Origin of the sequence: Streptomyces sp. AC512_CC834 (assembly GCF_019049325.1) — a bacterium.
Taxonomy (GTDB): Bacteria; Actinomycetota; Actinomycetes; order Streptomycetales; family Streptomycetaceae; genus Streptomyces.
Window position 1 is genome coordinate 705,075 of sequence record NZ_JAGMUO010000065.1, and the last position, 22,282, is coordinate 727,356.

General features: G+C 72.5%; 22 protein-coding genes. 12 read left to right on the forward strand and 10 right to left on the reverse strand.

From position 1 onward, the window contains the following. Nucleotides 1-17: 17 nt before the first annotated feature. Genes KUM40_RS25370 through KUM40_RS25380 form a run of 3 tightly spaced genes read right to left on the reverse strand, consistent with a single transcriptional unit; the run spans nt 18 to nt 3,680 of the window. A complete protein-coding gene (locus KUM40_RS25370) occupies nt 18-1,052 on the reverse strand; it encodes an ABC transporter permease (RefSeq protein ID WP_217168445.1) in 1,035 nt (344 codons plus the stop codon). Next, nucleotides 1,045-2,013: an ABC transporter permease gene (locus KUM40_RS25375; protein WP_217168446.1), complete on the reverse strand. Its 969-nt coding sequence runs from the start codon at nt 2,011-2,013 to the stop codon at nt 1,045-1,047. Before KUM40_RS25375 ends, KUM40_RS25370 begins: the two co-directional genes overlap by 8 nt. A 47-nt stretch (nt 2,014-2,060) precedes the next feature. After that, nucleotides 2,061-3,680, reverse strand: a complete 1,620-nt coding sequence (locus KUM40_RS25380; protein WP_217168448.1) for an ABC transporter substrate-binding protein — start codon at nt 3,678-3,680, stop codon at nt 2,061-2,063. 303 nt (nt 3,681-3,983) lie between these two features. Here KUM40_RS25380 and KUM40_RS25385 point away from each other — a divergent pair, with 303 nt between their 5' ends. After that, the gene (locus KUM40_RS25385; RefSeq protein WP_217168449.1) at nt 3,984-5,627 is read left to right on the forward strand and encodes a class I adenylate-forming enzyme family protein; all 1,644 of its coding nucleotides are present in this window, start codon (nt 3,984-3,986) and stop codon (nt 5,625-5,627) included. A 97-nt stretch (nt 5,628-5,724) separates the two neighbouring features. On the opposite strand, the gene KUM40_RS25390 is transcribed toward KUM40_RS25385, so the two are convergent. Beyond that, complete coding sequence (locus KUM40_RS25390) at nt 5,725-6,501, reverse strand: SDR family oxidoreductase (protein WP_217168450.1); 777 nt, start codon at nt 6,499-6,501, stop codon at nt 5,725-5,727. 42 nt (nt 6,502-6,543) lie between these two features. Further along, on the reverse strand, nt 6,544-7,179 hold the full coding sequence (locus KUM40_RS25395) for a TetR family transcriptional regulator (RefSeq protein ID WP_308401228.1): 636 nt from the start codon (nt 7,177-7,179) through the stop codon (nt 6,544-6,546). 159 nt (nt 7,180-7,338) lie between these two features. On the opposite strand from KUM40_RS25395, the gene KUM40_RS25400 reads away from it, so the two are divergent. Then, entirely contained in the window at nt 7,339-8,223 is an 885-nt protein-coding gene (locus KUM40_RS25400) for a TIGR03619 family F420-dependent LLM class oxidoreductase (protein WP_217168452.1), read from the forward strand. Next, entirely contained in the window at nt 8,220-8,717 is a 498-nt protein-coding gene (locus KUM40_RS25405) for a nuclear transport factor 2 family protein (protein WP_217168453.1), read from the forward strand. Before KUM40_RS25400 ends, KUM40_RS25405 begins: the two co-directional genes overlap by 4 nt. An 89-nt stretch (nt 8,718-8,806) precedes the next feature. On the opposite strand, the gene KUM40_RS25410 is transcribed toward KUM40_RS25405, so the two are convergent. Further along, a complete protein-coding gene (locus KUM40_RS25410; protein WP_217168454.1) occupies nt 8,807-9,727 on the reverse strand; it encodes an SDR family oxidoreductase in 921 nt (306 codons plus the stop codon). A 130-nt stretch (nt 9,728-9,857) separates the two neighbouring features. On the opposite strand from KUM40_RS25410, the gene KUM40_RS25415 reads away from it, so the two are divergent. From KUM40_RS25415 to KUM40_RS25430, 4 genes are read left to right on the forward strand one after another with little or no spacing between them, the layout of a single operon-like run. Beyond that, a complete protein-coding gene (locus KUM40_RS25415) occupies nt 9,858-10,658 on the forward strand; it encodes an enoyl-CoA hydratase family protein (RefSeq protein WP_217168455.1) in 801 nt (266 codons plus the stop codon). A 14-nt stretch (nt 10,659-10,672) separates the two neighbouring features. Then, on the forward strand, nt 10,673-11,539 hold the full coding sequence (locus KUM40_RS25420) for a CoA transferase subunit A (protein WP_217168598.1): 867 nt from the start codon (nt 10,673-10,675) through the stop codon (nt 11,537-11,539). After that, a complete protein-coding gene (locus KUM40_RS25425) occupies nt 11,536-12,315 on the forward strand; it encodes a CoA-transferase subunit beta (RefSeq protein ID WP_217168456.1) in 780 nt (259 codons plus the stop codon). The genes KUM40_RS25420 and KUM40_RS25425 overlap by 4 nt, the downstream gene beginning before the upstream one ends. Beyond that, nucleotides 12,312-13,379: a nitronate monooxygenase family protein gene (locus tag KUM40_RS25430; RefSeq protein ID WP_217168457.1), complete on the forward strand. Its 1,068-nt coding sequence runs from the start codon at nt 12,312-12,314 to the stop codon at nt 13,377-13,379. The genes KUM40_RS25425 and KUM40_RS25430 overlap by 4 nt, the downstream gene beginning before the upstream one ends. 66 nt (nt 13,380-13,445) lie before the next feature. Here KUM40_RS25430 and KUM40_RS25435 read toward each other — a convergent pair whose 3' ends face one another. From KUM40_RS25435 to KUM40_RS25450, 4 genes are read right to left on the reverse strand one after another with little or no spacing between them, the layout of a single operon-like run. Continuing rightward, nucleotides 13,446-14,603: an acetyl-CoA C-acetyltransferase gene (locus KUM40_RS25435; protein ID WP_217168458.1), complete on the reverse strand. Its 1,158-nt coding sequence runs from the start codon at nt 14,601-14,603 to the stop codon at nt 13,446-13,448. A gap of 41 nt (nt 14,604-14,644) precedes the next feature. Further along, nucleotides 14,645-15,295 (reverse strand): TetR/AcrR family transcriptional regulator, encoded by a 651-nt coding sequence (locus KUM40_RS25440; RefSeq protein WP_217168459.1) that lies wholly within the window; start codon nt 15,293-15,295, stop codon nt 14,645-14,647. 4 nt (nt 15,296-15,299) lie between these two features. Then, complete coding sequence (locus KUM40_RS25445) at nt 15,300-16,094, reverse strand: SDR family oxidoreductase (protein ID WP_308401229.1); 795 nt, start codon at nt 16,092-16,094, stop codon at nt 15,300-15,302. After that, on the reverse strand, nt 16,091-17,257 hold the full coding sequence (locus tag KUM40_RS25450; RefSeq protein WP_217168460.1) for an acyl-CoA dehydrogenase family protein: 1,167 nt from the start codon (nt 17,255-17,257) through the stop codon (nt 16,091-16,093). Before KUM40_RS25450 ends, KUM40_RS25445 begins: the two co-directional genes overlap by 4 nt. Nucleotides 17,258-17,305: 48 nt before the next feature. Between KUM40_RS25450 and KUM40_RS25455 the strand changes: the two genes are divergently transcribed. From KUM40_RS25455 to KUM40_RS25475, 5 genes are read left to right on the forward strand one after another with little or no spacing between them, the layout of a single operon-like run. After that, the gene (locus KUM40_RS25455; protein ID WP_217168461.1) at nt 17,306-18,163 is read left to right on the forward strand and encodes an enoyl-CoA hydratase; all 858 of its coding nucleotides are present in this window, start codon (nt 17,306-17,308) and stop codon (nt 18,161-18,163) included. Continuing rightward, complete coding sequence (locus KUM40_RS25460; protein WP_217168462.1) at nt 18,163-19,338, forward strand: acyl-CoA dehydrogenase family protein; 1,176 nt, start codon at nt 18,163-18,165, stop codon at nt 19,336-19,338. The genes KUM40_RS25455 and KUM40_RS25460 overlap by 1 nt, the downstream gene beginning before the upstream one ends. Then, a complete protein-coding gene (locus KUM40_RS25465; protein ID WP_217168463.1) occupies nt 19,338-20,324 on the forward strand; it encodes an acyl-CoA dehydrogenase family protein in 987 nt (328 codons plus the stop codon). The genes KUM40_RS25460 and KUM40_RS25465 overlap by 1 nt, the downstream gene beginning before the upstream one ends. 40 nt (nt 20,325-20,364) lie before the next feature. After that, nucleotides 20,365-21,444 (forward strand): acyl-CoA dehydrogenase family protein, encoded by a 1,080-nt coding sequence (locus tag KUM40_RS25470; RefSeq protein WP_217168464.1) that lies wholly within the window; start codon nt 20,365-20,367, stop codon nt 21,442-21,444. Between the two features lie 35 nt (nt 21,445-21,479). Further along, a complete protein-coding gene (locus KUM40_RS25475) occupies nt 21,480-22,268 on the forward strand; it encodes an SDR family oxidoreductase (protein ID WP_217168465.1) in 789 nt (262 codons plus the stop codon). Nucleotides 22,269-22,282: the final 14 nt, after the last annotated feature.

Sequence of the window (22,282 nt, forward strand, 5' to 3'; positions counted from 1 at the left end):
GTTCTCTCGCTGGGGGGTCACAGTTTCACGCTCCGGGAGTCCCAGCGTCCGCGGGCCTTCTCGCCGACGATGTTGAAGGCGAACACGGTGAGGAAGAGGAAGGCACCGGGCACGAGCACGATGTGCGGGTGCTCCTCGAAGACCTGGCCCTCGCCCTCGGCGATCATGTTTCCCCAGGTGGGTTCAGGGGGTTGGATGCCGAGCCCGAGGAAGCTGAGGGAGGCCTCGGCGACGATGAGCACCGAGATCATCACGACGGCCAGGGACAGCACGGGCAGCAGCACGTTGGGCAGCAGTTCGCGCAGCAGGATGCGGGAGCGGGTGGCGCCCATGGCGCGGGCGGCGACGACGAACTCCCGGTTGGCGTAGGCCATGGTGGTGGCGCGGGCGAGGCGCACCATGCCGGGGATGGTGAGCAGCGCCAGGGAGAAGGCGACGTTGCGCAGGTGCGGCTCGAGCACGGTCGCCAGCGCGATGAGCAGGATCAGCGGGGGCACGGCGAGCAGCGAGTTGGTGGCGATGCCCACCGCCCGGTCGACGCTCTTCTGGAAGTAGCCGGCGACCATGCCGATCGCGCCGCCGACCACGGTGCCGAGGGCGACCGCGGACAGCGAGATGAGCAGCGAGGAGCGGGCGCCGTACAGGGACCTGGCGAACAGGTCGAGGCCGAAGGCGTTGGTGCCGAGCGGGTGGCCGCCGGTGAACGTCGGGGTGGCGAAGACGGGTTCGGCGACGGTGCTCGCGACGTCCCGGTCCTCGGCGAGTGGCAGCCACGGCACGAACAGGATGGCGAGGCCGAGCAGCAGGAGCCAGGCCGCGCCGAACCAGAACACGACGTCGAAGCCGGGCCCCGCCCACAGCTTGCCGAGCCGGGAGGCGCCGACGAGGAGCAGGCCGAGGCCGAGCAGTGCGAGGGCGGCCTTGGCGGGCGTGACGAGTTGGGGCGTGGTCGCGCCGAACACCAGCAGGACGAGGCCGCCGACGGTGAGGCCGACGCCGACGAGCAGGGGTGGCGGGAAGGCGGTCCGCGTGCGCGGGGCGATGTCAGACATGGACACGTCGCGTCCTCGGGTCGAGGTAGCCGTAGGAGAGGTCGATGCCGGCGTTGATCACCACGTAGATCACGGCGATGGTGAGCACGGCGCCCTGGACCATCGGGTAGTCGCCCTGGTTGGCGGCGTTGACGATGAGCGTCCCCATGCCCGGCAGCGAGAAGAGGTACTCCACGACGACGGTGGAGCCGATCAGCCGGCCCAGACTCAGGCCGAGCAGGGTGACCAGGGAGAACGAGGAGGGGCGCAGGGCGTCGGTGAACAGGACGCGCAATGGGTTCATGCCCTTGGCGCGGGCGGCGAGGATGTAGTCCTCGCGCAGCGTCACGATCAGGTCGCCGCGCAACACCCGGGTGAACATAGCGAGTTCGGCGAGGGCGACGGTCAGTGCGGGCAGGAAGGCGTGGTGCAGGTTGCCCAGCGGGTCGCCGTCGCCGATCCGCACCCACTCGGAGCGCGGGAACCAGCCGCCCGAGTTGACCAGGAGCAGGATCAGCAGCAGTCCGGCCAGGAAGCTGGGCACGGACAGCACACCGAAGGTGCCCGCGCCGATGATCCGGTCGGCCGCCGAACCCTCCCGGTACGCCGACCACATGGCCAGCGGCACCGCGATCAGCAGGGCGATGAGCAGTCCGAGCAGGGCGATCTCGAGGCTGACGGGCAGGGCGGACATCACCCGGTCGGCGACGTCGCTCTGCGGGGGTACGACGGAGCGGCCGAGATCGCCGGTGAGCGCGCCGCCCAGCCAGTCGAAGTAGCGGGTGACCAGGGGCTGGTCGAGGCCGAGTTCGGTGCGCAGTGCGGCGTACTCGGAGGGTGCCCGGCCGGCCCCGAGGATGTCCACGGCGGGGTCGCCGGGCATCAGGACCACCAGGGAGAACACGCCGATGCTCGCGATGAACAGCACGCCGACGAGTTCCAGCACCCGAAGGGCCGGCCGGCGCAGTGCGGCGGGGTTCATGGTTCCTCCGGATCTGCCCGGTGCCGCCGGGCCGCGGGCCTTGGAGGTCACTTGCTGAGCCATGCCTCGCCGAAGAGGGCCATGTACTCGTCGGTCGGCACGATGCCGTGCACGTAGTCGCCCCAGGCGGTGAAGGCGGCGCTGGCGCCGAGGTTGACCAGCGGAACGTCCTCGTTGAACAGGGTCTGGATGTCGTCGAGGACCTGCTGGGTCTGTGCCTCGCCCTTCGCGGCCTGCAGTTTCACTAGCAGGGCGTCCATCTTCGGGTTGGCGTAGCCGCCGGGGTTGCCGTAGCTCTTGGAGTTCAGGACGCTCTGCAGGCGGTGGTAGGGGTCGCCCTCGGAGACGCTGGCGGCGGCGCGGCTGATGTCGAAGTCGTGCTCGACGTAGGTCTTCGAGGTCCGGTCGGCGATGGAGGAGACCAGGTCGAGTTCCACCTTGAAGCCGACCCGCTCCAGCATGGCCTTGGTGACGACGGCGTTGGCCCGGCCGACGGGGTCGGTGCCGTCCATGTAGGTGAGGGTGCCGTCGTAGCCGTCCTTCTTGGCCTCGTCGAGGAGCTTCTTCGCCTCGTCGAGATCGACGCCGAGGGGCTTGACGTCGGAGTGCCAGCGCGACTCGGGCGGGAAGAGCTCCTGGCCCGGCAGTCCCTTGCCGTCGTAGGCGCGTTCGGTGTTCAGGTCGGGGTCGAGGGCAAGGGCCATGGCCTTGCGGACCCGGAGGTCGGCGCCGGGCCGGCCCTCGCGGGTGTTGATGGTGATCATGCTGCCGACGCTGGTCAGGGTCAGTTCACCGGGGTGGCCCTCCTTCACCGCGTCGTCGACGACTTCGGGGCTGCGCATGTACACCACGTCGGCCGAGTTGTCGTTCAGCGCGTCCAGCCTGGCGCGGTCGCCCTTCGGCCAGGTGAAGCGCAGCGCGTCGAGGTACGGCTCGCCCTTCCAATAGTTCTTGTTCGCCTTGAGGATCATCTCCTCCTGGGGGGCGTACGTGCCCAGCGTGAAGGCGCCGGCTCCGATGGGCTCGAAGGTCTTTCCGGCGTAGGAGGCGGGCGCCACGATCATGCCGGGTGCCTGGGCGAGCATGGCGGGGAAGGTGGCCCAGGAGTTGCGGAGGGTGAAGACGACGGTGGAGTCGTCGGGGGCGTCCATTTTCGCGAGGTTCGGGGCGAGCAGTGCCGTGTCGGCGCCCTTGTTCTTCTGGTACCACTTGATGCTGGCGATCACGGCATCGGCGTCGAGCGGGGTGCCGTCGGAGAACTCGACTCCGTCGCGGAGTTTCAGGGTCCAGGTCTTGGAGTCGTCGGTGGAGCTCAGTGATTCGGCCAGCCACGGCTCGTACTTCTGGGCCGCGGTGTCGTAGCGCATCAGGACGTCGTAGACGGCGGCGAGCGCGGAGCCGCCGGAGGCGCCCGTGGCGTAGGTGGCGGCGGGGCTGAGGCTGCGGGCCTCGGCGTAGTCGGCGAAGTTCAGAGTGCCGCCACGGACCGGCTCGCCGGCCTCGGCCTCCTTGCCGATCTTGCCGAAGGTGTAGCGGCCGCGTTCGGCCTTCTGCTGCGCGCCGTCGCCTGCGTCCCCGTCGTCGGACGATACGCACGCGGAGGTGAGCAGGGCCGCGGCGCACAGGGCCGCGGCGAGGCGGGCTCTCGCCCGTGATGCTCGCTTCATGTGTTCCTCCAGTTGTCCGGTAGCGGTAGCGGAAGCCAGGGCGGTCCGGAGCCGGATCGGGTGGGGGGACGCCGGGTGGGGAGGGACGGTACGGCCGACGAAATCCGGCCGACGTGACGCATCCCACTCACCGGGAGCCGGGCAGGGTACGGCCCGTACGGTGGGGGCGGCCCTTCGGTGTCCGTCCGTGCCGTGGCACCGAGTCCCAGTGACCGGAACCGGCCGGGCACGGATGCCCCGTCCGAGGCCGACACTGGCCCCGACCGCGATCCCAGTGGAGTTTCCGACGCACCAGGAGTCCCGATGTCCAGCGACACGGATCACCGTTCCGCCGCCCTCGCCCGAGCGGCCGCGCTCACCGGTCCGGGCGGCCGGTTCGAGCTCGCCGACGACGATGTGCTGGGTGCCCGGCTGCCGGTGTTCACCCACCGGCAGCGGGCCCTGCACGAGGTACTGCACGCGTCCGTCGCGCACGCCGACCGCGAGTACGTCGTCACCGCGGACAGCCGGCTCACCTTCGCCGAGCACGCGGCCCAGGTCGCCTCGCTGGCGCACGTACTGCGCGAGCGGTACGGGGTCGTCAAGGGCGACCGGGTGGCGATCGCCGCCGCCAACTCCCCCGAGTGGATCCAGGTCTTCTGGGCCACGGTGTCGATCGGGGCGGTGGCGGTCGGGTTCAATGCCTGGTGGACGGCGCGCGAGATGGACCACGGCCTGCGCAACGCGGAGCCCGTGCTGGTGGTGGCCGACGCCAAGCGGTCCGCGAAACTCGCGGACCGCGCGGTGCCGGTGCTCTCCCTGGAGGACGACGTCCGCCGCTTCCTCACGGCCCACCCGGACGCGCCGCTGCCGTCCGCGGACGTCGCCGAGGACGACCCGGCCGTCATCCTCTACACGTCGGGCACCTCGGGCCGCCCCAAGGGGGCCGTGCACACCCATCGCAATCTGCTGGCCGTCGTGGAATACCACCGGCTGAACGACGCCCTGCTGCAGATGTTCGGGGACCCGCTGGCTCCGGAGGACCGCGTCTACCTGCTCACCCTGCCGCTGTTCCACATCGCGAGCCTGCACAATCTCGCCCTGCCGCGACTCGCCACCGGCAGCAAGATCGCGCTGCACATGAGCGCGTTCGACGTCGACGCGGTGCTGGGCATGGTCGAGCGGGAACGCGTCACCAACTGGGGCGCGGTGCCGACCATGGCGCACCGGCTGCTCGAACACGGCCGCGCCGACCAGTACGACACGTCGTCGCTGACGGCGTTCGCGCTGGCTTCGGCACCGTCGACGACGGCGTTCAAGGAGCGGCTGCGGCGGGAGCTGCCGTTCGCGAAGGACTCCCTCGTGGACAGCTACGGGCTGACGGAGACCTGCACCGCCGTCGCCGCCGCGAACCCGCAGGAGCTGGCGGCGGCACCCGGCACCCTCGGCCGGCCCGTGACCGGCGTCCGGCTGGAGATCCGCGATCCCTTCGGCGAAGTCCTCGGCGAGGGCGAGGAGGGCGAGGTGTGGGTGCGCAGCATGTACAACATGCTGGGCTACTGGAACGACCCCGAGGCCACCGCGGACAGCATCCGCCCGGACCGCTGGCTGCGCACCGGGGACCTGGGCTGCCTGCGCGAGGGCCGGCTGTTCCTCGTCAGCCGGCGCTCGGATCTGATCATCCGGGGCGGTGAGAACGTCTACCCGGCCGAGATCGAGACGGTGCTCGCCGAGCACCCGGACGTCTCCGAGTGCCTGGTCCTGGGCGTTCCGCATGCCGAACTCGGTCAGGAGGTGGCCGCAGTGGTGGTACTCCGTCCGGGGGCGACGGTGACCGAGGAGGCGCTGCGGGAGTACGCGGCGAACGAGCTGGCCTACTTCAAGGTGCCGAAGCGCTGGCGGCTGACCGCCGACGGGCTGCCGCGCAACGCCACCGGGAAGGTGATCCGGCACTCGGTGCAGGTCTGAGTCCGGGAGCGGTCCCGCACCACAGGGGTGTCCCGGCCGCCGTGAGCGGCCGGGACACCCCTGTGGTGCGGGGGGAGGAGGAGCGGGAGGCGACTTCTCAGAAGTCCTCGGGGCCGCGCAGCGTCGCCTCGGCACCTCCGTCGACGTAGAGCACCTGCCCGGTGATGTGGCTGTTGTCGTCCGAGGCCAGGAACAGGACGGCTCGCGCGATGTCCTCCGGCTGGGAGTAGCCGTTCAGCGGCATGGGGACGGCGGTGTCCATGACCTTCTTCATCTCCGGGTCGTCGAAGATGTCGGCGCTCATCGGGGTGAGCACGATGCCGGGCGCGACGACGTTCACGGGGATCCCGGCGTCGGCCCAGCCCGCGGCGACCGCGGTGCGCCGCGCCCACTGGGCGAGCGCCGACTTGGACGAGGGGTACAGCTTTCGGGCGCGGCCGTCCGCGATGGCCCGTTCCGCGTACGTCAGGGCCTTGTCCTCGTCCTCGGCCAGGCAGGCGGCGACGACGTCCGGGTCGGCGGGCTGGGTGCCGGAGATGGAGCCGATGAGGACGACCCGGGGGCGCGGCGCCGCGGCAAGGGCAGGGCGCAGCGCCGTCACGAACTCGGTGGTGCCGAAGTAGTTGACGGTCACCATCGCCTTGCCCGGTACGGAGACGCCGGCACAGGTGACGACCGCGTCCACCACTCCCCCGGCGGCTTCCGCGGCGGCGACTGCGGCAGCGGCGCGGCCGTCCGGTGTGGAGAGGTCGGCGTCGATCTCGCCGCCGCGCAGGTCGACCCCGATCACGCGGTCGCCCTGGGCCCGGAGCAGGGTGGTGAGGGCGGCGCCGATCCCGGAGCCGGATCCGGTGACGACGATGTTGCGTGGCATGGGGACTCCTCTTGTCGATCAACGTCCTTTCGCGCACCGTAATCAACCGGCGCCGGTGCGGCCTTTCCACTCCCGGTGGCCGGTTGGGCCGAGCAGGAGACGGCAGGCCAGCCTGATGCCGTCGTGCGCCGTCTCGGGCGGGGAGCGCTCGTACAGGACGGTGGTGAGCAGGCCGTACCAGGCCTGCTGGAGGATGCGGACCACGCGCTGGTCCCGCTCGGTGGGCTCGCTCACCCCTGCCGTGCGCAGCAGCAGGTCGGCGAGGACCTCGTCGGTGCGGCGGGCCGGGCCGCTGTCGTCGACGGGGGCGACGTTGTTGGCCTGCATCATCGCGAGGGCCAGCAGTGGTTGTTCGAAGAGCTGTCGGCTCGCCCCGGTGAGCAGATCGGTCACGGCTTCCACCGGGCCGGTGCCCGGCGCGGGCGGTGGGGTGTCCGCGGCCAGGCGGAGCACCTGGGCGTGCATGACCGCGGCGAAGAGGTGCGTCTTGGACGGGAAGTAGCGGTACAGGGTGGCGATCGCGACGCCCGCTGCCCTGGCCACGTCGTGCATCTGCACCCGTTCGAGGCCGTGCGTGGCGCCGAGGCGCGCCGCGCACCGCAGGATCCGGGCGTGTCGCTGGCGCTGCTTGGGCGAGGTGGGATGCGCGGGGGCTCTTTCGCCGCTCGTTCGGGGCACGGTCAGGGAGTCCTTCCGTCGGCCGTCGATGTTTCCGCGTGCGGTGCGGGTGCGGTGGGCGGCGTTCCGGTCAGTGGGACCCGGCCGCATCCGGCGCGGGGCGCGGACTTGGATGGCCCTTCCCCCTCCCGTCTCCCCGCGCCCCTGAGAGGTGCCCCCATGCGGATCGGCATCACCAGTCCCGTCGTCACCGCCGTGCCCGGTGTCCACTCACCGTGGGAGCGCGGCGCCGGCATCGAGGAGCTGGGGGCGGTCGCCGAGGCCGCCGACCGGCTCGGTTTCCACCATCTGACCTGTTCGGAGCATGTGGCGGTGCCCGTGGACGTCGCCGAGCAGCGGGGCGGCACCTACTGGGATCCCCTCGCCACCTTCGGGTATCTCGCCGCCCGCACCCGCCGTATCCGGCTTGCCACCCAGGTCCTGGTGCTGGGCTACCACCATCCGCTGGCCGTCGCGAAGCGCTACGGCACGCTGGACCGGGTCTCGGGCGGCCGGCTGGTGCTCGGGCTCGGTGTGGGGAGTCTGGAGGAGGAGTTCCGGCTGCTCGGCGCGGCCTTCGAGGGGCGCGGCGGGATCGCCGACGACGCGCTCGCGGCGCTGCGGGCCTCGCTGTCCCGCCGTGAGCCCGCCTACCACGGGGAGCACTTCGACTACGAGGGGTTCGTGGTGGAGCCGCACGCCGTGCAGGAGTCGGTGCCGCTGTGGATCGGCGGCCGTACGCCGCGTTCCCTGCGCCGGGCCGTGGCGTACGGGGACGGCTGGGTGCCGTTCGGACTTCCGCTGGACCGGCTGCGCGAGATGGTCGACGCGGCCGAGCTGCCGGAGGGCTTCGAGGTGGTGCTGAGCGCGGGGCGCCCGCTGGATCCGTCCGGGGACGCGGACGGAGCGGCGAGGGCGCTGCGCAGGGTGTCCGAGGCGGGGGCCACGCTGGTCAGCGTGTCGCTGGCTGCCGAGTCGCCGCGTCACTACGTCGAGCAGTTGGCGGCGCTGGCGGAGATCGCGCGGATCCCGGGTGTCGCCGCGAGCGGGGAGGCCGGGGCATGAGCGAGCGGCTGCCGGACGGCTTCGAAGCGCGACTGCGGCGTCTGGAGGACGAGCGGGACATCGCCAGGATGATGGCCTCGTACGGGCCGATGGTCGACGGCGGCGACGCGGACGGTGTCGCCGCGCTCTGGGCGCCGGACGGTGTCTACGACATCGACGAGCTGTTCCTCGCGGGCCGGGAGCAGATCGGCGCGATGGTGCGGTCCGCCGCGCACCGGGGCTGGATCCGGCAGGGCTGCGCGCACGTCGTCGGGCCGCCGCACATCACGGTCGACGGCGACGAGGCGGTCGCGGTGTGCCACTCGCTGATGGTGGTGCACGAGGAGGGCCGGTACGTGGTGCGCCGGGCCACCGCCAACCACTGGCGGCTGCGCCGTACGGACTCCGCCCCTGGATGGCAGGTGGTCACCCGGACCAACCGGATCCTGGACGGGCGTCCCGAGTCCCCGGCACTGCTGACCGACGGAGTGCGCGGGGAGCGTGCCGAGGGCTGACCGTGTGATCGGGTGATGCGGGGAAGGGGGCGGTGACGGTCCGTCTCCGCCCCCCCTCTCCGCGCCCCTCCCCGCGTCCCGCGGCGCGGTCAGCGGGCGCCGTACACCGGCTGGGGCGTCTCGGCAGTGGCCAGGAGCTTCGTCGCCGCCTCGCCCGCCTCCGCCGGGGTCCAGCGGGCGCCCTTGTCGGCGGTGGGGCCAGGGCGCCAGCCCTCCATCACGGTGATCCGTCCCGCCTCCGCCTCGAAGACCCGGCCGCTCACCCCGGCCGAGGCCGCCGAGCCGAGCCACACGACGAGCGGAGACACGTTGTCCGGGGCCATCGCGTCGAAACCGCCCTCGCCGGGCGCCGCCATGGTCTCGGCGAAGGTGTCCTCGGTCATCCGGGTGCGGGCGGCCGGGGCGATCGCGTTGACCTGGACGCCGTAGCGGCCCATCTCGGCGGCGGACACCAGGGTCAGTCCGACGATGCCCGCCTTGGCCGCGGAGTAGTTGCCCTGGCCGACGCTGCCCAGCAGGCCCGCACCGGAGCTGGTGTTGATCACGCGTGCCTCGGGGACGCGGCCCGCCTTGGCCTCGGCTCGCCAGTGTGCCGCCGCGTGCTTGAGCGGCAGGAAGTGGCCCTTGAGGTGGACCCGCATCACCGCGTCCCAGTCGTCCTCGTCCAGGTTGACCAGCATCCGGTCGCGCAGGAAGCCGGCGTTGTTGACCAGGGTGTCGAGGCGCCCGAACGTGTCGAGGGCGGTGGCGACGAGGGAGGCCGCGCCGTCGGTGGTGGCGATGTCGCCGCCGTGCGCGACCGCCTCGCCGCCGGCCGCGCGGATCTCCTCGACGACCTGCTGTGCGGGGCCACTGCCCGCGCCGGAGCCGTCGAGGCCCACGCCGAGGTCGTTGACGACGACTTTCGCGCCCTCTGCGGCGAACGCCAGGGCATGGGCACGGCCGAGTCCGCGGCCCGCGCCGGTGACGGCGACGACGCGGCCTGCGCACAGGGCGGTCGGTGAGGTCATGAGGGTGTCCTTTCGGGAGGGGCCGGGGGCTGCGCCGTACCGCTCAGTGGCACGGGGTACTCCCCCGGCGTTCGTATCGCTGCTACCTTCTGCCTAACAAACGTTTGGTGGAAAGGTAGCTGATCTGCTCATGGGTGTCTCCACCTCCGCCCCGCAAGCGGGCGTCGCCGTCGTCACCGTGGACTTCCCTCCGGTGAACGCCCTGCCCGTACGGGCCTGGTACGAGCTGGCCGCCGCGGTGCGCGCCGCCGGCGCGGACCCCGAGGTGCGCTGCGTGGTGCTCACCGCCGAGGGGCGCGGGTTCAACGCGGGCGTGGACATCAAGGAGATGCAGCGCACGGACGGGCACGGCGCGCTGATCGGCGCCAACCGCGGCTGCTTCGAGGCGTTCGCCGCGGTCTACGAGTGCGAGGTCCCGGTCGTGGCCGCCGTGCACGGCTTCTGCCTGGGCGGCGGCATCGGCCTCGTCGGCAACGCCGACGCGATCGTGGCGGCCGACGACGCCACCTTCGGGCTCCCGGAGCTGGACCGCGGCGCGCTCGGCGCGGCCACCCACCTCGCCCGGCTGGTCCCGCAGCACCTGATGCGGGCCCTGTACTACACCTCCCGCACCGCCACGGCCGAGGAGCTGCACCGGCACGGCTCGGTGTGGCGCGTGGTCCCGCGGGATGAACTGCGGGACGCCGCTCTGGAGCTGGCGGGCGAGATCGCCGCCAAGGACGGCCATCTGATCCGGCTGGCCAAGGCCGCCATCAACGGCATCGACCCCGTCGACGTACGCCGCAGCTACCGCTTCGAGCAGGGCTTCACCTTCGAGGCCAACCTCAGCGGGGTCGCCGACCGCGTACGCGACACCTTCGGCACCCACACTTCCGGCACCGGCACTTCCGCCGCCGACACTTCCGGCACCGACAAGGAGCAGCGAGCGTGACCCAGGACAAGACGATGACGGCCGACGACGTCGTCGGCCGGCTGCGCAGCGGCATGACGATCGGCATCGGCGGCTGGGGCTCGCGCCGCAAGCCGATGGCTCTGGTGCGGGCGCTGCTGCGCTCGGACGTGACGGACCTGACGGTGGTGTCGTACGGCGGACCGGACGTGGGACTGCTGGCGGCCGCCGGGAAGATCCGGAAGCTGGTCGCGGCGTTCGGCACCCTCGACTCCATACCCCTGGAGCCGCACTTCACGGCCGCCCGGCAGCGCGGGGCCTTCGAGATGGTGGAGCTGGACGAGGCGATGCTCATGTGGGGGCTGACCGCCGGTGCGCAGCGCCTGCCGTTCATCCCCGTGCGGGCGGGTATCGGCTCGGACGTGATGAAGGTCAACCCGTCGCTGCGTACGGTCCGTTCGCCCTACGACGACGGGGAGGAGCTGGTCGCGGCCCCGGCCCTGCGCCTGGACGCGGCCCTGGTCCACCTCAACCGCGCCGACGCGCAGGGCAACGGCCAGTACCTGGGCCCGGACCCGTACTTCGACGACCTGTTCTGCGAGGCCGCCGACCACGCGTACGTCTCCTGCGAGCGGATCGTGGACACGGCGGACCTGCTCAAGGAGCACGGGCCGCAGACCCTCCTGGTCAAGCGCCTGTTCGTGGACGGCGTGGTGGAGACGCCGAACGGCGCGCACTTCACCTCCTGCGTGCCCGACCACGACCGGGACGAGGAGTTCCAGCGGGCCTACGTCCGCGCCGCCCGCGACTCCGAGGCGTGGCCGGCCTTCGCCGCCCGGTTCCTGTCCGGTGACGAGGCCGCCTACCAGGCCGCCGTCACGGCGTTCCACCAGGACCAGCAGAAGGAAGGCAAGGAAGCATGAGCGTCACCGAGACCACCGTCCTGCCCGCCGCGACGCGCGCCGAGTACTGCGTCGTGGCCTGCGCCGAGGCCTGGCGCGACGCCGGTGAGATCCTGGCCAGCCCGATGGGCACCGTCCCGGCCATCGGGGCGCGCCTGGCGAAGCTCACCTTCTCCCCCGACCTGTTGCTGACCGACGGGGAGGCGCTGCTCATGGCGGACGTGCCCGCGCTCGGGCAGCGGCCGGGGGCGGTGGAGGGTTGGCTGCCGTTCCGTCAGCACCTCGCGCTGACGGCCACAGGGCGTAGGCACGTGATGATGGGCGCGAGCCAGATCGACCGGTACGGCAACCAGAACATCTCCTGCATCGGCGACTGGGCCAGGCCCACCCGGCAGTTGCTCGGGGTACGCGGAGCGCCCGTCAACACCCTGAACAACCCGACGAGTTACTGGGTGCCGAAGCACTCGGCGCGGGTGTTCGTCGAGCACGTCGACATGGTCAGCGGCGTCGGTTACGACCGGGCCGCGGCGGCCGGGCCCGCCGCGACCCGCTACCACCGCATCCCCGAGGTGGTCACCAACCTGGGCGTCTTCGACTTCGAGACCCCCGACCGCACGATGCGGCTGCGCTCCGTGCACCCCGGGGTCACCGTCGAGCAGGTCACCGAGGCCACCGGGTTCGCCCTCACGGTCCCCGACGAGGTGCCCTTCACGCGGGAGCCCACCGAGGCGGAGCTGCGGCTGATCCGCGAGGTCGTCGACCCGAAGGGGCTGCGGGAACGGGAGGTTCCGGCGTGAGCGGGGCGAGTCCCGGGACGTTCGCGACGCCGCTCACCGAGCTGACCGGGGTGCGGTACCCGATCGTGCAGACCGGCATGGGCTGGGTGGCCGGCCCCCGGCTCGTGTCGGCCTCGGCGAACGCCGGTGCCCTCGGCATCCTCGCCTCCGCCACCATGACCGTGGAGCAACTGCGTTCGGCGGTCCGCGAGGTCAAGTCCCGTACGGACGCGCCGTTCGGCGTCAATCTGCGGGCCGACGCGACGGACGCCGGGGAACGGGTACGGATCATCGTCGAGGAGGGGGTGCGGGTGGCGTCCTTCGCCCTCGCCCCGTCCAAGGACCTGATCGCGCGTCTCAAGGACGCCGGCGTCGTCGTCATCCCCTCCATCGGCGCCCGCCGGCACGCGGAGAAGGTCGCCGCGTGGGGCGCGGACGCGGTGATGGTGCAGGGCGGGGAGGGCGGCGGCCACACGGGCGAGGTGGCCACCACGGTGCTGCTCCCCCAGGTCGTGGACGCGGTCGACATCCCGGTGATCGCGGCCGGCGGCTTCCACGACGGCCGCGGCCTGGTCGCCGCGCTCGCCTACGGGGCGGCCGGCATCGGGATGGGCACGCGTTTCCTGCTCACCTCCGACAGCGCCGTGCCCGACGCGGTGAAGGCGAAGTACCTGGCCGCCGCCGTCAAGGACGTCACGGTCACGACCAGGGTGGACGGGCTGCCGCACCGCATGCTGCGTACCGCCATGGTCGACTCGCTGGAGCGGGCGGGCCGTGTGACATCGAGTCTGCGCGCGTTGCGACACGCCGCGGCCTTCCGGAAGGAGACGGGTGCGAGCTGGTCACGGTTGGTCCGGGACGGGCTGGCGATGAAGCACGGCAAGGAGCTGACCTGGGGCCAGGTGCTGCTGGCCGCCAACACCCCGATGCTGCTCAAGGCCTCGCTGGTCGAGGGGCGCACGGACATCGGCGTGATGGCCTCGGGACAGGTGGCGGGGCTGATCGAGGACCTGCCGTCCTGCACGGAACTGGTCGGACGCATCATGAACGAGGCGCAGGCCACGCTGAAGTCGCTGCCCCAGTAGCTGACTTGAGGCATACGCCAAAGGGGGCGGTCCGGATGTCCGGGCTGCCCCCCTCGCGCGCATGCCTCAGAGGCGTTCGATGATGGTGACGTTGGCCTGGCCGCCGCCCTCGCACATGGTCTGCAGTCCGTAGCGGCCGCCGGTGCGCTCCAGTTCGTGCAGCAGGGTCGTCATCAGCTTGGTGCCGGTGGCGCCCAGCGGGTGGCCGAGCGCGATGGCACCGCCGTTGACGTTGACCTTGTCCGGGTCGGCGCCGGTCTCCTTCAGCCAGGCCAGGACGACGGGGGCGAAGGCCTCGTTGATCTCGACCAGGTCGATGTCGTCGAGGGACATCCCGGCCTTCTTCAGCGCGTACGCCGTCGCCGGGATCGGCGCCGACAGCATCCGGATCGGGTCCTCGCCGCGCACCGACAGGTGGTGGACGCGGGCACGGGGGGTGAGGCCGTGTTCGGCGACGGCGCGCTCGGAGGCGATGAGCAGCGCGGAGGCGCCGTCGGAGACCTGGGAGGCGACGCCCGCGGTGATCCGGCCGCCCTCGACGACCGGCTTCAGACCGGCCATCTTCTCCAGCGAGGTCTCGCGGCGCGGGCCCTCGTCCACGGTGACGTCGCCGTAGGCGACGGTCTCGCGGTCGAAGCGGCCCTCGTCGATGGCGCGCACGGCCCGCTGGTGCGAGCGCAGGGCGAAGTGCTCCATGTCCTCGCGGGTGATGCCCCACTTCTCGGCGATGAGTTCGGCACCGTGGAACTGGTTGACCGGCGCGTCGCCGTAGCGGGCGCGCCAGCCCTCGGAGCCGGTGTAGGGGCCGTCGGTGAGGCCGAGGGGTTCGGCGGCCTGACGGCTGGCGAAGGCGATGGGGATCATCGACATGTTCTGGGTGCCGCCCGCGACGACCAGGTCCTGGGTGCCGGAGAGGACGCCCTGGGCGGCGAAGTGCACGGCCTGCTGGGAGGATCCGCACTGGCGGTCGACGGTGGTGCCGGGGACCTCCTCGGGCAGGCCGGCGGCGAGCCACGCGGTGCGGGCGATGTCCCCGGCCTGTGGGCCGACGGTGTCCAGGCAGCCGAAGACGACGTCGTCGACGGCGGACGGGTCGACGCCGGTGCGCTCGACCAGCGCCCTGATGACGTGCGCCCCGAGATCGGCGGGGTGGACGGCGGACAGGCCGCCCTTGCGCCGGCCGACCGGGGTGCGGACCGCGTCGACGATGTAGGCCTCGGCCATGGCTACTCCTTCATGTCCTTCATAAGGGATGTGATGGTGCGTCAGGTGCGCGGGGTGATGCCTTCCAGGACCATGGACAGGTACTGCCGGGCGATCTCCTCCGGGCTGTGGGTGCCGCCGGGGCGGTACCAGGACGCGGCGACCCATACGGTGTCGCGCACGAACCGGTAGACGAGCCGCACGTCGAGGTCGCCGCGGAAGACCTCGTCGGTGACGCCGCGTTCCAGGGTGCGCAGCCAGGCGTTCTCGAACCTCGTCTGGGAGTCGGAGAGGTAGGCGAAGCGCGGCTGGGCGGCGAGGTGCCGGGACTCCTTCTGGTAGATGGCGACCGCGGGACCGTGCCGGTCGATCTGCCGGAAGGACTCGGTGACCAGGGCCTCGATGGTCTCCCGCGGTCCGAGTCCGGCGGCGAGCACGGTGTCGTAGCCCGCCCACAGCTCGTCCAGGAAGGCGGTGAGGATCTCGTCCAGCATCGACTCCTTGGAGTCGAAGTGGTAGTAGAGGCTGCCCGCGAGCATGCCTGCGGCGTCGGCGATGCGGCGGACCGTGGTGGCGTTGTAGCCCTGGTCGGCGAAGACCTGGGCGGCGGTGGCCAGGATCTCCGCGCGGCGCTCCACGGCGGACGACGACGAGGCGGCGGAGGCGGAGGACGAGGACGAGGACGAGGACGAGGCGGAGGAGTTGCTCTTCATCCGCTCATGCTCTCTGACTGCTGACGGAAATCGTCTCACCGGTCATGTACGAGGAGTAGCCGCTGGCCAGGAACACGATGACGTTGGCGATCTCCCACGGCTCGGCGTACCGGCCGAAGGCCTCGCGCTCGGTGAGCTCGGCGAGGAGTCCGGGGGTGGTGACCTTCACCAGGTGCGGGTGCATGGCGAGGCTCGGGGCGACGGCGTTGACCCGTACGCCGAAGTCGGCGGCCTCCAGGGCGGCGCAGCGGGTGAGGGCCATGACGCCGGCCTTGGCGGCGGCGTAGTGGGCCTGGCCGCGCTGGGCCCGCCACCCGATGACGGAGGCGTTGTTGACGACGACGCCCCCGCCGTCCTGCTCCTTGAGCCGGCGCAGGGCCGCCCGGGTGCAGCGGAAGGTGCCGCCCAGGGTGACGTCGAGGACCTTGCCCCACTGGTCGTCGGTCATGTCGACGAGGTCGGCGGTGCCGCCCAGACCGGCGTTGTTGACGACGACGTCGAGGCCGCCGTGGCGCTCGGCGGCGAGCGCGAACAGGGCGTCGACCTGCCCTTCGTCGGTGACGTCACAGGGCAGTGCGGCGACGTTGTCGGCGCCGAACTCCCCGGCGAGGGCGGCGGCGCTCTCACGCAGACGCCGTTCGTGGGCGTCGCCGATGACGACGCGGGCGCCCTCCTCCAGGAATCTGCGGGCGGTGGCGCCGCCGATCCCGGCGCCCGCGGCGGCGGTGATCACCGCGGTGCGTCCGGCGAGGAGGGAGTGCCCCGGTACCGGCACCGGGGCAGGGGGCTTCGGGGTCACGGGCGGGCCTCCTTGGGCAGGCCGAGGACGCGCTCGGCGATGATGTTGCGCTGGATCTCGTTGGACCCGGCGTAGATGGTGTCGGAGCGGGAGAAGAGGAACAGCCGCTGCCAGTCGTCGAGGTCGTAGGGCTCACCGGCGGCGAGCATGCCGCCCGCGCCGCACACGTCCATGGCGAGTTCGCCCAGTTCGCGGTGCCAGGTGGCCCAGAAGATCTTGCCGATGGACGCCTCGGGGCCGGGGGCTCCGGACGCGACGCCGTCGAGCATGCGCAGGGCGTTGCAGCGGATGGTCTCCAGGCCGGTCCAGGCGCGGGCGAGCCGGTCGCGGATCAGCGGGTCGTCCGCCGCGCCGTTGCGTTTCGCCGTCTCGACGAGGGTCTCCAGTTCGCGCCGGAAGCCGACCTGCTGGCCGAGGGTGGAGACGCCGCGTTCGAAGCCGAGGGTGGCCATGGCCACCTTCCAGCCGTCGCCGGGGGCGCCGACGATGTGTTCGGCGCGGGTGCGGGCGCCGTCGAAGAAGACCTCGTTGAACTCGGAGGTGCCGGTGAGCTGGGTGATGGGGCGGATCTCGACGCCGGGCCGGTCCAGCGGGACCAGGAGGTAGGACAGGCCCTTGTGGCGCTGCGAGCCCGCTTCGGTGCGGGCGACGACGAAGCACCACTGCGACTCGTGGGCGAGTGACGTCCAGGTCTTCTGCCCGGTGACCACCCAGTCGTCACCTTCGCGGACGGCCCTGGTCCGGACGTTCGCCAGGTCGGAGCCCGCGTCGGGCTCGCTGTAGCCCTGGCACCACATTTCCTCGGCTGCGACGATCGGCGGCAGGAACCTGGCCCGCTGCTCGGGGGTGCCGAAGGCGATCAGGGTGGGGCCGAGCAACTGCTCGGCGATGTGGTTGACCCGGGCGGGGGCGTCGGCCAGGGCGTACTCCTCGTGGAAGGCGACCTGCTGCTCGATGGTCGCGCCCCGGCCGCCGAACTCCTCGGGCCAGCCGACGCAGGTCCAGCCCGCGGCGGCCATGTGCCTCTCCCACTCCAGCCTCTCGGCGAAGACCTCGTGCTCACGGCCGGGTCCGCCGCGGCCGCGGAGGCCCGCGAAGGCACCGGTGAGGTTGGCGGCCAGCCAGCCGCGGATCTCGGCGCGGAACTCCTCGACGCTGCTCATGCCGTTACGTTAATCTACCAAACACTTGTTAGGGAAGGAGGGCCGACGATGTCCGCTGCCCAAGACGAGACCGGCGAACCCGTGCGCTACGAGAAGCAGGGTCCGGTCGCGACCGTCACCATGAACCGCCCCGAGTACCGCAACGCGCAGAACTCGGCGATGACCTACGCCCTGGACCGGGCGTTCTACCGCGCGGCCGAGGACAACGAGGTCAAGACCGTCGTCCTGGCCGGCGCGGGCAAGCACTTCTCCGCCGGTCACGACATCGGCACCCCCGAGCGGGACGCCCACCTGCCGTTCGAGCGCCGCGCGGGACTGTGGTGGGACCACTCGGACAAGCAGGGCGCGGAGAGCCGTTTCGCCCGCGAGTCCGAGGTGTATCTCGGCATGTGCCGCCGCTGGCGGGAACTGCCCAAGCCGGTCGTCGCCTCCGTGCAGGGCGCCTGTGTGGCGGGCGGGCTGATGCTCGCCTGGGTGTGCGACCTGATCGTGGCCTCCGAGGACGCGTTCTTCGCCGACCCGGTGGTGCGGATGGGCATCCCGGGCGTCGAGTACTTCGCCCACCCGTGGGTGATGCCGCCGCGCGTCGCCAAGGAGTTCCTCTTCACCGGCGACCGCATGAGCGCCCGGCGCGCGTACGAGGTCGGCATGGTCAACCGGGTCGTGTCGCGTGAGGAACTGGCCGATGAGACACAGGCGTTGGCGCTGCGCATCGGCGAGATGCCGCGTCTGGGTCTCGCGCTGACCAAGCGCGCCGTGAACCAGGCCGAGGACCTTCAGGGTCTGCACGCCGGCATGGACTCGGTGTTCGGTCTGCACCACCTCGCACACGCGCACAACGCCGAGACCCAGCCGGACGCGCTCGGCGGCATGGACATCAAGGCGATGAAGAAGGCGGGCGGCTGATGGACCTCGACTTCAGCGAGGCGGACGACGCGTTCCGCGCCGAGGTCCGCGACTGGCTGGCGGCGCACGTGCCGACCACTCCCCTGCCGTCCCTGGAGAGTGCCGAGGGCTTCGCCGCGCACCGTCGGTGGGAGGCCGAACTGGCCGCCGATCGCTGGTCGGTGGTGTCCTGGCCCGAGGAGTTCGGCGGGCGGGGCGCCTCGATCCTGCGCTGGCTGGTCTTCGAGGAGGAGTACTTCGCGGCCGGCGCCCCCGGACGGGTCAGCCAGAACGGCATCAACCTGCTCGCCCCCACCCTCTTCGAGCACGGCACCGCCGAGCAGCGGGCGCGGATCCTGCCCGCGATGGCGAGCGGCGAGGTCATCTGGGCGCAGGCCTGGTCCGAGCCGGAGTCCGGTTCCGACCTGGCCTCGCTCAAGTCGACGGCCCGGCGCACCGAGGGCGGCTGGCTGCTGAGCGGCCAGAAGACGTGGTCGTCGCGGGCCGCGTTCGCCGACCGGGCCTTCGGCCTGTTCCGCAGCGACCCGGACGCCGGCAAGCCGCACCGCGGGCTGACGTACCTGATGTTCCCGCTGGACGCCGAGGGCGTCACGGTGCGGCCCATCGGGCGGCTCGACGGCAGGCCGGCCTTCGCGGAGCTCTTCCTGGACGACGTGTTCGTGCCGGACGAGGACGTCATCGGCGAACCCGGCCAGGGCTGGCGGGTCGCGATGAGCACCACCGGCAACGAGCGCGGGCTCACCCTGCGCAGCCCGGGGCGTTTCACGGCCGCCGCCGAGCGGCTGACCACGCTGTGGCACGAGCAAGGCGACCGGTCCGACACGGCGCTGCGCGACCGGGTCGCCGACGCGGTGATCGGCGCCCGCGCCTACCGGCTGTTCTCGTACGCGGGTGCCTCCCGCATCCTGCACGACGAGGGCGGCCCGGCCGGTGCCGCGTCCAGCCTCAACAAGATCTACTGGTCCGAGCTGGACATCGCCCTGCACGAGACGGCCCTGGACCTGCTCGGCCCGTACGGCGAACTCGCCGACCACGCGACCGAGTCGCCGGATCACGGCGCCTGGGCCGAGGGGTACACCTTCTCCCTGGCCGGGCCCATCTACGCCGGCACCAACGAGATCCAGCGCGACATCATCGCCGAGCGGCTGCTCGGCCTGCCGAAGGGACGCCGGTGATGCGGTTCCTCCTCGACGCCGAGCAGCGGGAGTTCGCCCGTTCCCTCGACGGTCTCCTCGCCTCCTCGGACACCCCGGCCGCGGTGCGGTCCTGGGCGGCCGGTGACCATGCCCCGGGGCGGGCGCTGTGGGCGCGGCTGGCCGAGGCCGGGGTGTTCGCCCTCGCGGTGCCGGAGCGGCACGAGGGGTTCGGGCCGCTGCCGCTCGACATCGCCGTCGCCTTCACCGAGTTGGGGCGGCACGCGGTACCCGGCCCGCTGGTCGAGACGGTCGCCGCGGCGGCCCTGCTGGACCGGCTCGGCGACCCGGACGCGGCCGCCGCCCGCCTGCCCGGCATCGCCTCCGGCAAGACCGTCGCCTCGCTGTGCCTGACGGCCCTCGGCCCGTACGCCCTGGACGCGGACGCGGCCGACACGGTGCTGGTCGTGGACGGCGACGTGCTGCGCGTGGGCGCCGAGCCCGGCCCCGTGCAGCCCTCGGCCGATCCGGCGCGGCGCCTGTCCCGGCCGTCCGGCGGGACGGTGCTCGCCGAGGGTCCCGCGGTGGTGTCGGCCGCCGCCCACGCGGCCGACGTGGCCACGCTGGCCACCGCGGCCCAGTCCCTCGGGCTCGGCCGCGCGCTGCTCACCCGCACCGTCGAGTACGTCAAGCAGCGCACCCAGTTCGGGGTGCCCATCGGCTCCTTCCAGGCCGTCAAGCACCGGCTGGCGGACACGCTGGTCGCCCTGGAGTTCGCCGAGCCGCTGGTGCACGGCGCCGCCCTCGCGCTCGCCGCCGGCTCCCCGGGGGCCGGCCGGGACGTCGCCGCCGCCAAGGTCACCGCGGGCGAGGCAGCCCACCGGGCCGCGCGCACCGCCCTGCAACTGCACGGCGCGGTCGGCTACACCGACGAGCTGGACCTGTCCCTGTGGATCCGCAAGGCCCGTCCGCTGCGCGACGCCTGGGGCACCCCGGCCGCGTGCCGGGCCCGCGTACTGACCGTCTGACGCGCGCGCAACCGCGCCACACACCGAGGGGAGCAGCCCGATGAGGCTGACGGAGGAGCAGGAAGAACTGCGGTCGGCCGTACGGTCGTTGCTGACCCGGTACGAGGGAGCCGCGGCCTGGGGGCCGTTGGCCGAGCAGATCGGCGTCGCCGCACTCGCCGTGCCCGAGGAGTACGGGGGTGCGGGCGGCGGTGCCCGGGACGTGCACGTGCTGATGGCGGAGCTGGGGCGGTGCCTGAGTCCGTTGCCGGTGCTCGGTTCGGCGGTGCTCACGGCGGGCGCGCTGCTCGCCTCCGGCGACAAGGAGGCCTGCGGGCGCCTGCTGCCCGCGCTGGCCGAGGGCGGCTCGGTGGGGGCGCTGGCCTGGGCCGAACAGGGCTCGTGGGACGCGGAGTCGGTGCGCGCCCGCGCGGTGCCGGGCCCCGGCGGCGGCGCCTGGTTCCTCAGCGGCGTCAAGGAGCACGTACTGGACTGGCCGGGTGGCGTCGACGTGCTGCTCGTCGCGGTCCGTACGGCAGCCGGTGTCTCGCTGTTCGAGGTGGCGGCGGACGCGCCCGGGGCGCGCCGCGAGCCCGTCGTCACGATGGACGGCACTCGGAGCCAGGCCCGGTGGGTCCTGGACGGCGCCGAGGGTCGGCCGGTCGGGGTCGCGGGCGACGGGGAACGGATCCTGTCGCACGTACGGGACCTGGCCTGCACGGCGCTCGCCGCAGAACAGGTGGGCGCGGCCGAGCGCTGTCTCGAACTCACCGTCGCCCACGCCCGCGACCGCGTCCAGTTCGGCCGGGCCATCGGCTCGTTCCAGGCGGTCAAGCACCGGCTGGCGGACGCCTACGTGCTGGTGGAGTCGGCCCGTTCGGCGGCGCTCGGGGCGGCCTTCGCCGCCGACGAGGATCCGGGCGCGCTGCCGCGGGCCGCCGCCGTCGCCAAGTCGGTCTGCTCCGAGGCGTTCTCGGCGGTGGCCGGCGAGACGATCCAGCTCCACGGCGGGATCGGCATCACCTGGGAGCACGACGCGCACCGCTACTTCAAGCGGGCGCACGGAGCGGGCGAGCTGTTCGGCCCGCCCGCCTCGCACCGGGCGCGGCTCGCCGCCGGGCTCGGACTGACCTCGCACTGAACTCACGTCGCAGCGATCCGGAAAGGCTTCACACCATGGACATCGGCAACCCGTTCGACTTCACGGGACGCGTGGTGCTCGTCACCGGCGGCACCAAGGGCATCGGTGCCGCGATCGCCGAGGCGTTCCTCGGGGCCGGGGCCGACGTCGTGGTCTGCGGTCGCAACACGCCCGACGTACTGCCCGCGGCACAGGGCAGGGAGGCGGTCTTCGTCGCCGCCGACGTGCGCGATCCGGCGGCGGCGGCGAACCTCGTCGACCGTGCGGTGGAGCGCTTCGGCCGTCTCGACGTGCTCGTCAACAACGCGGGCGGTTCCCCGGACGCCGACGCGGCCACCGTCTCGCCCCGCTTCGTGGAGAAGATCGTCGCGCTCAACCTGCTGGCCCCGTTCTACGTGGCGCAGGCGGCGCACCGCGCCATGCGGGACCGGCCGGGCGGCGGCTCGGTCGTCAACATCGGCAGTGTCTCCGCCCACGATCCGCAGCCGGGCACCGCCGCCTACACGGCCGCCAAGGCGGGGCTGCTGGCCCTGACCAGGGCGCTGGCCCTGGAGTGGGCGCCCGAGGTGCGGGTCAATCACATCACCACCGGGCTGATCCGCACCGAGAGCGCCGCGTCCGTCTACGGCGCCGACGGCGGCGCCTCGGTGGCCGGCGTCGTCCCGATGGCGCGGATGGCCGTTCCCGGGGACGTCGCCCGTGCCTGCCTGTTCCTCGCGAGCGACCTGTCGGCGTACGTCAACGGCGCGGACCTCGCGGTGCACGGCGGCGGGGAGTTCCCGGCCCGGTTCCTCGCCGCGAAGGCGACCGACGGGCAGGAGTGACGGGGAACGCCGGA